Annotated in this window: 12 protein-coding genes; 4 read left to right on the top strand and 8 right to left on the bottom strand. The window is 69.6% G+C overall.

Translation table 11 applies throughout. The features are described 5' to 3' along the window. The first annotated feature begins 196 nt into the window (after positions 1–196). Entirely contained in the window at positions 197–1,306 is a 1,110-nt protein-coding gene (locus FUT87_RS27120) for an EAL domain-containing protein (RefSeq protein ID WP_147242984.1), read from the top strand. 54 nt (positions 1,307–1,360) lie between these two features. Here FUT87_RS27120 and FUT87_RS27115 read toward each other — a convergent pair whose 3' ends face one another. After that, positions 1,361–1,882 (bottom strand): peptidylprolyl isomerase, encoded by a 522-nt coding sequence (locus tag FUT87_RS27115; protein WP_091724170.1) that lies wholly within the window; start codon positions 1,880–1,882, stop codon positions 1,361–1,363. A 146-nt stretch (positions 1,883–2,028) separates the two neighbouring features. On the opposite strand from FUT87_RS27115, the gene FUT87_RS27110 reads away from it, so the two are divergent. The 3 genes from FUT87_RS27110 to FUT87_RS27100 all read left to right on the top strand — a co-directional run bounded on the left by FUT87_RS27110 (position 2,029) and on the right by FUT87_RS27100 (position 4,043). Continuing rightward, positions 2,029–3,102: a JmjC domain-containing protein gene (locus FUT87_RS27110; RefSeq protein WP_255488762.1), complete on the top strand. Its 1,074-nt coding sequence runs from the start codon at positions 2,029–2,031 to the stop codon at positions 3,100–3,102. Between the two features lie 58 nt (positions 3,103–3,160). Continuing rightward, positions 3,161–3,685, top strand: a complete 525-nt coding sequence (locus FUT87_RS27105) for a hypothetical protein (RefSeq protein WP_091724176.1) — start codon at positions 3,161–3,163, stop codon at positions 3,683–3,685. A 157-nt stretch (positions 3,686–3,842) separates the two neighbouring features. Next, positions 3,843–4,043, top strand: coding sequence for a hypothetical protein (locus FUT87_RS27100; protein WP_091724179.1), 201 nt, complete (start codon positions 3,843–3,845; stop codon positions 4,041–4,043). A 200-nt stretch (positions 4,044–4,243) separates the two neighbouring features. Here the strand turns inward: FUT87_RS27100 and bamC are convergent, their stop codons facing one another. From bamC to FUT87_RS27070, 7 genes are all read right to left on the bottom strand, one after another. Then, positions 4,244–5,407, bottom strand: a complete 1,164-nt coding sequence (bamC, locus tag FUT87_RS27095; RefSeq protein WP_255511970.1) for an outer membrane protein assembly factor BamC — start codon at positions 5,405–5,407, stop codon at positions 4,244–4,246. A gap of 81 nt (positions 5,408–5,488) precedes the next feature. Further along, complete coding sequence (gene dapA / locus FUT87_RS27090) at positions 5,489–6,370, bottom strand: 4-hydroxy-tetrahydrodipicolinate synthase (RefSeq protein ID WP_147242474.1); 882 nt, start codon at positions 6,368–6,370, stop codon at positions 5,489–5,491. Between the two features lie 62 nt (positions 6,371–6,432). Then, entirely contained in the window at positions 6,433–7,110 is a 678-nt protein-coding gene (locus FUT87_RS27085; RefSeq protein ID WP_147242983.1) for a bifunctional 2-polyprenyl-6-hydroxyphenol methylase/3-demethylubiquinol 3-O-methyltransferase UbiG, read from the bottom strand. Next, complete coding sequence (locus tag FUT87_RS27080; protein WP_147242982.1) at positions 7,107–7,910, bottom strand: SDR family oxidoreductase; 804 nt, start codon at positions 7,908–7,910, stop codon at positions 7,107–7,109. The genes FUT87_RS27085 and FUT87_RS27080 overlap by 4 nt, the downstream gene beginning before the upstream one ends. 117 nt (positions 7,911–8,027) lie before the next feature. Then, on the bottom strand, positions 8,028–8,159 hold the full coding sequence (locus FUT87_RS31200) for a hypothetical protein (protein ID WP_255488626.1): 132 nt from the start codon (positions 8,157–8,159) through the stop codon (positions 8,028–8,030). A gap of 23 nt (positions 8,160–8,182) precedes the next feature. Then, positions 8,183–9,418, bottom strand: coding sequence for an MFS transporter (locus FUT87_RS27075; protein ID WP_147242981.1), 1,236 nt, complete (start codon positions 9,416–9,418; stop codon positions 8,183–8,185). Between the two features lie 88 nt (positions 9,419–9,506). Then, a partial coding sequence (locus FUT87_RS27070) for an amidohydrolase family protein (RefSeq protein WP_147242980.1) occupies positions 9,507–10,688 on the bottom strand: 1,182 nt, incomplete at its 5' end.

The raw sequence follows: 10,688 nt of genomic DNA, 5'->3' as shown, positions 1-10,688 counted from the left end.
CACGCGGCGCCCGCACGCTGCTGCGGCTGCCACTGCGCGTGCCCGGCGACGCTCGGCCGGGAAACGAGTCGGTCCGCGACAGCTCTCAGTTGGGCGCGGCTGCATTCCCACCGGGCTGAGCCATCGAACGCCGGGCCGATCCTGGAAATACTGGCGTCCCGGCCCGAATCGCGGGCCAGTCGACGAAGCCCCGGCCATGCCTTCCTCCCGTCCTTCCCGCAGTGGCGTCACGCTGGTCCAACGCCTGATGGCGCCGCAGCCGCCGCAGGTCCACTTCGCCCGCCAGGCGGTGATCGATGGCTCGGTCGAACCGATGGGCCTGGAACTCGCCTTCCGCTGGAAGGAGGGGCAGCGCCGGCCCCCGCGACCGCCGAGCCCCGGCGCCACCAGCCTGCTGCTCAGCCGGGCGCTGCTCGACGGCGGCTTGATCCAGCAGCGGCGGCCCGGCTGCCTGTTCGTGGACATGGATGCCGCGGCCCTGCTCAGTCCGGTCGCCGACGTGCTCTGCGGGGCGCTCGGCGCGATCCAGCTGCCGACCGATGTGCCGGTGCAGGCGTCGACCACGCGCCGCATCGCGCAACTGCATGCCCGCGGCTACCAGTTCGCGCTGGCGGGGATCGCTTCGCCGGACGACCCGCGCCTGGCCTGGCTGCCGATGGTCGCGTTCCTGAAGCTGGACGTGTCCTTGGCGCCGCTCGATGCGTGGGCGCCGATCCAGGACCTGGCGCGCCAGGCCGGGGTGGCGCTGATCGCCGATCGGCTGACCGAACCGGCCGACTACCTGCGGCTCAAGGCCCGGGGTGTGCGCTACTTCCAGGGGGACCTGCTGGGGCCGCCTCAGGAGGAGTCTCCGCGGGCGCTGCCCAGCTGCGATCTCGATGTCCTGGCGCGCTTGTTCCGCCTGGCGCGCCTGGGCGCGCCGCACGAGGCGCTGGCCATGGCCGCGGCGGCCGATCCGGCGCTGGTCGTCCGGCTGCTGATGCTTCACCGGCTCTACCTGAACCGGCTGCGGCCGCCCGCCTCGTTGACGGAGGCCTTGGCCGACCTGCCCGAGCAGGTCCTGATCGGCTGGCTGCATGTGCTGCGCACCAGCACCTTCGATCTGTCGCCGCACACCCGGAGCTGGTCGCAGGCCGTGCGTGAGCAGATCCACAACTATCGCGCCCGGCTGATCGGCGCTCGCGCCTGCAGCAGCCCGGCCGAACTCGAAGCCAAGGTGTTCGATCTCTATCGCCGCCTCTGCTCACGCGAGTCGATCCCCCCGCCGACTCGACCGACCCTGCTCGAGCGCTGCGGCCCCTTTTGACGCGCAGAAGTAAAAAGCCCCGCGGTGCGGGGCTTGCAGGGCGGCTTGCAAGGCTCAGTGGAGCGGCTCGTCCGGGTCCGGTCCGCTGACGACCGAGAAGCCCGAGTCGCCGAGCGTGCCGGCTTCGATCTCCTCCTCAGTCGCCTCGCGCACGTCGCAGACGGTCACATGGATGCGCAAGCCGACGCCGGCCAGCGGATGGTTGCCGTCGAGCACCACGTGCTCCGGATAGACCTCGGTGACGGTGTAGATGCGGTCCGCGGGCATGTCGGGCGTCGAGGAGCCTTCGGGCAGGCCCTCGAACTGCATGCCGACGTCGACGTTCTCGGGGAAGACCTCGCGCGGCTCGAAGCAGACGAGATCGCTGTCGTAATCGCCGAAGGCATCTTCGGGCTCGAGCGCGACGCTGACTTCGTCGCCGGTGGTCTTGTCGACCAACGCTTCCTCGACCTTCGCGAACAGGTCCTCGCCGCCGTAGAAGAACTCCATCGCCGGGTCCAGGACCTCGACGGATTGGCCTTGGGCGTCCTCCAGTCTCCAGGTCAAGGAGACGACGCAGGGGGCAGTGATTTGCATCGCGCGATTCTCTCAGACAATCCCTGCCCATGACTTCCAAGCCCACGTCCTCCTCGAAGCGCCCGCCGGCGCCGGCCGCCGCCTCGTCGGGGCTCGACATCGACGCCCGACTGCCGCTGCTCGGCGGCCTCAGCCCGGCGCAGTTCATGAAGCGCCATTGGCAGAAGCAGCCGCTGCTGGTGCGTCAGGCCCTGCCAGGCGTGCAGCCGCCCATCGACCGTGCCGGCCTGGCGGCGCTGGCCGCCAGCGACGAGGTGGAGTCGCGTCTGGTCGCGCAGCAGCCCGGGGATCGCTGGACCTTGCGCCAGGGACCGATTCCCAAGCTGCCGGCCTGGAGCAAGCCGCAGTGGACGCTGCTGGTGCAAGGCCTGGACCTGCATGTCGACGCCGCGCACGACTTGCTCGGCCGGTTCCGTTTCGTGCCCGAGGCCCGCCTCGATGACCTGATGCTCTCCTACGCCAGCGAGGGCGGCGGGGTGGGGCCGCATTTCGATTCCTATGACGTCTTCCTGATCCAGGTCAGCGGTCGTCGTCATTGGCGCATCGGCCGCCTGGGCGTGTCGACCTCCGGCGCGCTGCGCGAGGATGTGCCGCTGAAGGTGCTCGCCGACTTCGAGCCGGAGCAGGACTTCGTGCTCGAGCCCGGTGACATGCTCTACCTCCCGCCGGGATGGGCGCACGATGGCGTCGCCGTCGGCGGCGACTGCATGACGGCGTCGGTCGGCTTCCGCTCGCCTTGGCGAGGCGAACTGGCGAATGAACTGCTGGTGCGCCTGACCGACGACGAGGAGGCGCCGCGCGGTGACCGGATGTATGTCGATCCCCGCCAGGCGGCCACCGCCGAACCGGGAAGAATCCCCGAGGCGCTGACCGCCTTCGCGCGCGAAGCGGTGCTCAAGGCGGTGGCCCAGCCGCTTGCGCTGGAGCGGGCGCTGGGCGAGGCGCTGACGGAGCCGAAGCCGCGGGTGTTCTTCGAGCCGGGAGACGCGTTGCCGCCAGGGCAGGGCGCCAGGTTGAGCCCGCGCACGCGCATGATGTACGACGCGGCGCACGTGTTCATCAATGGCCAGTCCTTCCGCGCCGGCGGGCGCGACGCGACCCTCATGCGCCGTCTGGCGGATCGGCGGACGCTGTCCGTGGCCGAGGTGGCCCGCCTCAGCGAAGGCGCGCGCGACCTGCTCGATCAGTGGACCGAGGACGGTTGGATCCTGCCCGGTTGAACGGGCATGATCGTCGCCGCCCCATGGTCGCCTACCGTGATTTCCTGAGGAGCTCGACATGTCGCAGGAACCCCTGATCCCGGAAAACCTCCGACCGGGCCTCGTGGAAACCGTCGAGGAAGTCCGGCAATTGCTGCGGCAAGCGCTGCTGCTCGCCGCGTCGCAGGGCGGGCGGGAACTCTGCTGGCTCGACACCGACTTCGCCGCCTGGCCCTTGTCCGATCCGGAGCTCCTGGATGCCCTGCATCGCTGGGCGCTGCCGCACCGCCGGCTGCGCCTGCTCGCGGCGCTCGACTATGAAGCGCTGCGCCGCGTCCATCCGCGTTTCGTCCAGTGGCGCCAGCTGCACGACCATGTGGTGCAGGCGCGGGCCTTCGATCCGGCGGATCTGGGCGACCGCAGCACCCCGACGCCGCAAGGCGTGGTGCTGGCACCCGGATTGCTGACCTTGAAGTTGTGGACGCCGGCGCGGGCGTCGCTGGCGCTGCGTGATGCCCGCGAAGAAGCCATGGCGCGCGAATGGTTTGACGCAATTGAGCAACGGTCTGCCGATTCGTTCGCCAGCAGCACCCTAGGGTTGTAAGACGATTACAAACTGGTGGCTATAATTGCCGGCTAGGCGAGGGAAGCGCTCGAGGTTTCTCGCGTCTTGGTCTGCTGAAGTTCGTACTGGTCATCATGTACGACTTCATTAATTACCGGTAATTGATTGTTCGTCTAAAAGTTACTTGAGGACAAGTATGAAAAAGTCGATTCTGATGGCCTCCCTGCTGGCCGCTGTTGCCCTGACCGCTTGCGGCAAGAAGGAAGAAGCTGCCGCTCCGGTGGCGACGCCCGCTCCGGAAGCTTCGGCTCCCGCCGTTGAAGCCTCGGCCCCGGCCGTTGAAGCTTCGGCTGCTGCCTCGGACGCTGCTGCTCCCGCTTCGGCCGCCAGCAACTAAGACGATCTCTCGTCCTGAGAAAGCCGCATGGGTTCGCCCATGCGGCTTTTTCTTTGGCGCCTCCATAGTGCAGGGTATCGGCGCGAACATCGCCCGCGCGCTGGTATTTGACTGGATATTCGAGCCCATGAAAAACGCCACCCGAGGGTGGCGATTTTGTTTTGCGCAAACTGAGGGCGTACGGTTGCCCGTCGGCCAGATCAGCGGACGTCTTCCATCAGCAACTGGAGGATGCGCTTGGCCAATTCGTCGGTCTGCTGCTGGCCCTTGTCGTCCTGGATCTGGACGGTGGACTTGCCGCCATCCGATTTGACCGACACGCGATAGCGAACGGCGCTGGAGGCGCTCTTCGCGCCGAACAGGCGCTGGAAGAAATTGGGCTCTTCCTTGCCGGCCTGGTTCGGGTCGGCATAACGCAGGAAGAACAGGCCTTGCTTGCGGTCGCGGTCCTCGATCGTGAAGCCGTGGCGGTCCAGCGACTGGCCGACGCGGCGCCAGGCGCGGTCGAAGTCTTCGTTGATCTGCAGCTGGTCGGGCACGTCGGCCAGCGAGCGCGGCGCGGCGCCACGCGGCGCTTCGGCGAAGCTCGGCGCCGGCTGCTGCGCATTCGCGACCATGGTCTTGGCGTCTTCTTCCTTGCCGCCGAGCTTGAGCATCAGGCGCGAGGTCATTTCGGCCTCGAGTTCCGGATCCGACGGGCGGGGCTGCCAGCCGGTCTCGTCGCGCTGCGAGTTCGTGTAGATCTCGACCAGCCCGCGGTGCGTCACGTAGATGTCGGTGCCGCCCTGCTCGTTGCGTTCCAGGCGAGTGCGGTACTTGTCGCGCTCACCGGTCGAGTACAGCGAATCCAGCAGCGAGCCCAGCGCCTTGCGGATGAAGTCCTGGGGCAGCTTGGCCTTGTTCTCGGCCCAGTTGGTCTCCATGACGCCGACGTTCTGGTCCTCGGATTCGATGGTGAAGCCGCGCTCCTGCCAGAAGCTCTTGACCTGTGGCCAGAGTTGCTCCGGTGGCAGCGCGCTGTGCAGCCAGCGCGCGTTGCCCAGGCGATGGAACTCGACGTTGCCCGCCTTGTCCAGCGCCACGGGGGCTCCGGCGGTGGCGCCAATCGCCTGGCGCTGCGCGTTCGGCTGGGCGGCCATCTGCGCGGCGCTGATCGGGCCGGTCGGGCGGTTTTCCTTCGGAAGCTGGGTCAGGTCCGGCGGCACGTCCAGGCCGGTGGTCTGCTTGGCCTGGGTGCGGTAGTCGACCTTGTCGCTGGTGGTGATGCTCTCGAACGTGCTGCACGCCGTCAGCGAGGCCAGCGCCATCAGGCAGGCCACGCGCACCGGGGTGGGAGCGCCGGATTCAGGAAGGGAACGAGTCACGCTGGAGATCTCCGAGGTAGGTCGCTGCGGCCCGCGGCCGCTGAAGGAAAAGGAGCCGCCGGCGGCGCCGGCCGGCGGTGATTAGAGCAGGCCGGCCTCGCGCAGGGCAGCTTCGACCAGTTGCTGGCCCGCCGGCGTCAGCGGCGTCAGCGGCAGGCGCAGATGGTTGCTGCTGCGGCCCAGCTTGTTCAAGGCCCACTTGGCCGGGGCCGGGCTGGGCTCGCAGAACAGCTGCTTGTGCAGCGGCAGCAGCTGGAAATGCAGCGCGGTGGCCTCGCGCACGCGGCCCTCGATCGCGGCCATGCACAGCTCGTGCATCGCCTTGGGGGCGATGTTGGCCGTGACGCTGACCGAGCCGCGGCCGCCCATCAGCATCAGCGCGATGGCCGTGCCGTCGTCGCCGGAATAGATGCTGAAGCCCGGGGGCGCATGCTTGATCAGCCAGGCGGCGCGCTCGATGTTGCCGGTGGCCTCCTTGATGCCGAAGACGCCGGGCAGGGCCGCGCAGCGGATGGCCGTTTCCGGCGCCATGTCCGCCACGGTCCGGCCGGGCACGTTGTACAGCATCATCGGAATGTCGACCGCTTCCGCGATCGCCTTGAAGTGCTGGTAGATGCCCTCCTGGGAGGGCTTGTTGTAGTAGGGGACCACCGACAGCGTGGCGTCGGCCCCGACCTGCTTGGCGAAGCGGCTCAGCTCGATGGCCTCGGCGGTGGCGTTGGCGCCGGTGCCGGCCAGGACCGGCTTGCGACCCTTCACATGCTCGACCGCGACGCGGATGACCTCGCGGTTCTCTTCCATCGTGACGGTGGGCGACTCGCCGGTGGTGCCGACGACGCCGATGACGTCCGTGCCCTGGTCGATGTGCCAGTCGATCAGGCTGCGCAGCCCGTCGAAGTCGATGCGGCCGTCTTCATGCATCGGCGTGACCAACGCGACGATGCTGCCAACAATTGCGTTCATTGAGGATTCCTCGTGATCGGCGGATTCTACTGAAGCGCCGGGGCGCTTCCGGGGCTCCGCGCTCAGCGCAACCGGTATCGCGGGTAGACCCCAGGCGCGGCCCCCGTGGCGTCCGCCGTGGGCGCGCTGGCGACGGGCCGGTTGTCGCGAACGGCAGCAACGCGCTGCACGTAACGACCGTTGACGCCGCCGGCCGCAGGGCCGGGCGGCTCCGACTCGATGAAGCCATCCTCGTAGGCGATCACGCGCAGGCCGTTGGCCGCGTCCAGCAGTTCCCCCGGACGCAGCAGGAACTCGGGCCGCGCGGGGCGGCCGATCGTCTGCTGTCCGTCGGTAAAGGTTTCGTAAATCAGCCAGCCGCCGGGCGCGACGGCCTCGACGATGCGCGGCAGCAGCGGCCGCCACAGGTAGTTGGTGACCAGCACGAGGTCGAACACGCGCCCCTTGAGCGGCCAGGGGCCTTGCTCGATGTCGGCCTGGATCAGCTCGACGCGACCGGAGAGTCCGGCCAGCCCCGCGAGGGCCGTCGTGTCGCGGTCGACGCCGGTGACCGCCACGCCGTCGCCCGCCAGCAGGCGCAGGTGGCGGCCCGAGCCGCAGGCCAGGTCCAGCGCGGTGAGGCCGTCGCGGTCGCGCCAGGCCTGTGACCAGCGCAGCACCCAGTCGCTGGGCAGGCCCGTGCCATGGCCGCCGCTCGCGACCGGGCGCGACGGGCTGCCGAGGAAAGTCGTCGTGCTCATGCGGGCCGCTGTTCCTTCTTAAGCGCCTTCAGCGCCATGCGATCGACCATCGCCGGCGCCAGCAGCTTGAGCCAGCGGCCCAGCTTGCCCTTGGTCGTCATGACGATGTCGCGCTCGCGGGCCAGGGTGCCGTCGAGGATCAGCCGCGCGCATTCCTGGACGGTCATCGCGCCGCGTTCGTCCAGGCTGCTCAGGCCCGAGGCCTGTCCCTGCGCGTTGAAGCCGCGGTAGCGGATCTGGGTGTCGACCACGCCGGGATAGGCGATCGTGACGCTGACGCCGTGCGCGGCGACCTCGGTGCGCAGCGCCTCGAAGAAGCCGGTCATCGCGAACTTGCTGGCGCTGTAGGCGGTGCGACCGGGGATGCCCAGCAGCCCGGCCAGGCTGGAGACCGCGACGATGCGGCCCTGGCTGGCCTTGAGCGCGGGCAGCGCCGCCTGGGTGCACCAGGCCGAGCCCCACAGGTTGATCTGCATCAGCCGCTGATACCAGGCCAGGTCCTTGACCTGGTCGAACAGCGCGTGCGCCGACATGCCGGCGTTGTTCACCAGCACGTCGATCGCGCCGAAGGCGCCGAGCGTGGCGCGCACCAGCTCCTGGCAGTCCTCCTGGGACTCCACGTCGCAGCGCTGCACCAGCGTGCGGGCGCCGAGCGCCTCGCATTCCGCCGCCACCCGTTCCAGCTTGTCGACGCTGCGCGCGGCCAGCACCAGCGAGAGCTTGGCGCCGTCGCGCCGCGCCCATTGGCGCGCCAGTTCGGCGCCGATGCCGTCCGAGGCGCCCGTGATGATCACGACCATGTTGTCTCCGTTCTCCTTGTCAGATCCAGAACCCGAGTGCCCGCCACGCCGCCGCGGTGGTCCGCGGTCTGTCGTGGCCCCTTGCCGGTGCGCATCGGCTTCGTCCGCGGCCGGCGCTCAGAAGCAGGCCCAGATCGCATCGCCCAGCTGCTGCATCAGCGAGGGCTGCGTGTAGGCCAGGAAGACCGTCGCCAGCACCGCCGCGGCGCCCAGCCCGGCGAGGATCCGACGGAGCGCGCGCCGTGTCATGGTGGGGTTCCCGGAGGCCGGCCTCAGGCCGCGGCCGGGACCGGGCGGCGCGTGATCGCGGACTCGCGCACCGGCAGGTTGGCCAGCATCGCCATCACGCCCAGCGCGATCGCCAGGTACCAGACGACGTCGTAGGAGCCGGTCGCGTCGTAGAGCTTGCCGCCCAGCCAGACGCCCAGGAAGGAGCCGATCTGGTGGCTGAAGAACACGAAGCCGCCCAGCATCGACATGTGCTGCACGCCGAAGATCTGCGCCACGATGGCGTTGGTCGGCGGCACGGTGGACAGCCACAGCACGCCCATCACGGCGGCGAAGACATAGACGCTGACTGGCGTCAGCGGCACGTTCAGGAAGATCAGGATCGCGATCGAGCGCAGCAGGTAGATGGCCGAGAGCAGGTAGCGCTTGGGCAGTCTCTGGCCCAGCGTGCCGGCCGCATAGGTGCCGAAGACATTGAAGAGCCCGATCAACGCCAGCGCGTTGGTGGCGACCTGCGGCGTCAGGCCGTGGTCCTTCAGGTAGCTGGGCATGTGCACGCCGATGAACACGACCTGGAAGCCGCAGACGAAATAACCCAGCATCAGGAGCTGGAAGCTGCGATAGCCGAAGGCCTCGCGCAGGGCCTGGCCGATGCTCTGGTGGTGCGCGCCGTGGGCGGCGTCCCGGGCCGGTTCGCGCAGGCCGAAGGCCAGCGGCACGATCAGGCAGGCGGCGATCGCCAGCACGAACAGCGCGTTCTGCCAGCCGCTGTAGCCGATCAGCCAGTTCTCGACCGGCACCATCAGGAACTGGCCGAAGGAACCGGCCGCCGCCGCGACGCCCATCGCCCAGGAGCGCTTCTCCGGCGCCACGTTGCGGCCGATGACGCCGTAGACCACCGCGTAGGTGGTGCCCGACTGCGCCAGGCCGATCAGCACGCCGGCGCTGCCCAGGAAGCCGGCGGCGGTCGTGGAGACGGCCATCAGCGCCAGGCCAGCCGCGTAGAGGAAGGCGCCGGCGACCAGCACCCGCAGCGCGCCGAAGCGGTCGGCCAGCATGCCGGCGAACGGTCCGGCGGCGCCCCAGGCGATGTTCTGGACGGCCAGCGCCAGCGAGAAGGCTTCGCGCGTCCAGCCGCGGTCCATCGTCACCGGCGTCAGCCACAGCCCGAAGCCGTGGCGGATGCCCATCGACAGCGTGACGATCGCGGCGCCGCAGATCAGCACCTGCTGCAGCGACAGGGTGCGGGACGAGGAGGGGGAGGTCGGGATCGCGCTCATCCGGGCAATGTAATGGCTTCGGGTCGGCTTGGCTGACACCTGAATGACGCACATCCCCCGCGGGGGGGCGCGGGCTGGTCGGTCGCGCTCAGCCCGACTTGCCCGAGGCCGGTTTGGCCTTGCCCTTGGCCGGGGTCGACTTCTTCGTGCCGCGGGTGCCGGCCTTCTTGCCGGTCGCCTTCTTCTTGCCGGGGGCCGCGTTGAGGGCGTTGTTCTCCTCGCCGGCGGTGGCGGCCACGTCGTCCAGCTGGGTCAGCACGCGGCCCTGCTTGATGCGCAGCAACGGCTTGTCCAGCGCGTCCAGGTCCTCGAGCGGATTGCCGATCAGCACCAGGAAGCTGGCCTCGCAGCCGGGCTGGAAGCAGCCGAGCTTGCGCTGCGGGAACAGCGCCCGCGGCGTGTCGACGGTGGCCAGGCGCAGCAGCGCGGCCTTGTCGAGCACGCCCAGCTGGTCCAGGTGGTGCAGCTCGTTGAGCGCATTGCCGGTGAACAGGTCCGAGCCGACCAGCAGCCGCGCGCCGGCCGCCTTCAGGCGTTCCAGGTTCTGCTTCTGGACCGCCTCGATCCGCGCCAGCAGCTCCGGCGCCGGCTGGAACAGCCGCGTCGCGACGGTGGCGGTGACGATGCCGACCTGCTTCTCGGCGGCCAGCGCGGCGACCTCGGGCGGGATCAGGTGGGTCTCCGGCGCCTCGCCGTGCTGGGGGAAGTAGCCCGGCAGCTCGGCGATGAAGTCGGCGCCGGCGCGCACCGCCGCGGCGAAGTCGGCGACGCTCTCGATGTGGACCACCACGCGGCGCTGCTCGGCATGGGCGCGGCGCACGACCTCGGCCACGACCTCGGGCGTCACGCCCAGCCGGCCGCGCAACTCGGGCTGCTGGCGCAGCTCGGGGCGGTCGTGGTAACTCATGATGACCTTCACCAGGTCGCTGTGGCGGCCGGCGATCAGCGGCCACTTCCTGGCCACGTCGTCGGGCGTGTCCATCACCAGCACCGCCTTGTCGACGATCTGGTCCAGCGTCATCGGCGGCGTGCCCGATTGCAGCATCGCCAGCGGCTGGCCGTCCGACGAGGTGATGCAGGCGGTGGCGAAGAGCACGTCCGGCGTTTCCGGCTGCGAGATCCGGGCGCGGATCGGATCGATCGCGGCCGGATCGGCGCACAGCATCGCGGCGTAGAACACGCCGTCGCGCAGGTAATCCTGGCCGAACTTGTCCAGGCCCCAGGCGCCCTGCAGGTTGTGGTTGTGGGCGTCGGCGAGCGGCGCGACCAG

This window comes from Mitsuaria sp. TWR114 (assembly GCF_007997345.1).
The sequence above is the reverse complement of the archived record's forward strand: the minus strand, read 5'-3'. Positions and strand labels throughout refer to the sequence as shown.

Bases quoted from the DNA above. Each gene is read 5' to 3' on its own strand.
- FUT87_RS27120 (WP_147242984.1), top strand. From the start codon at position 197: ATGCCTTCCTCCCGTCCTTCCCGCAGTGGCGTCACGCTGGTCCAACGC.
- FUT87_RS27115 (WP_091724170.1), bottom strand. From the start codon at position 1,882: ATGCAAATCACTGCCCCCTGCGTCGTCTCCTTGACCTGGAGACTGGAG.
- FUT87_RS27110 (WP_255488762.1), top strand. From the start codon at position 2,029: ATGAAGCGCCATTGGCAGAAGCAGCCGCTGCTGGTGCGTCAGGCCCTG.
- FUT87_RS27105 (WP_091724176.1), top strand. From the start codon at position 3,161: ATGTCGCAGGAACCCCTGATCCCGGAAAACCTCCGACCGGGCCTCGTG.
- FUT87_RS27100 (WP_091724179.1), top strand. From the start codon at position 3,843: ATGAAAAAGTCGATTCTGATGGCCTCCCTGCTGGCCGCTGTTGCCCTG.
- dapA (WP_147242474.1), bottom strand. From the start codon at position 6,370: ATGAACGCAATTGTTGGCAGCATCGTCGCGTTGGTCACGCCGATGCAT.
- FUT87_RS27085 (WP_147242983.1), bottom strand. From the start codon at position 7,110: ATGAGCACGACGACTTTCCTCGGCAGCCCGTCGCGCCCGGTCGCGAGC.
- FUT87_RS27080 (WP_147242982.1), bottom strand. From the start codon at position 7,910: ATGGTCGTGATCATCACGGGCGCCTCGGACGGCATCGGCGCCGAACTG.
- FUT87_RS31200 (WP_255488626.1), bottom strand. From the start codon at position 8,159: ATGACACGGCGCGCGCTCCGTCGGATCCTCGCCGGGCTGGGCGCCGCG.
- FUT87_RS27075 (WP_147242981.1), bottom strand. From the start codon at position 9,418: ATGAGCGCGATCCCGACCTCCCCCTCCTCGTCCCGCACCCTGTCGCTG.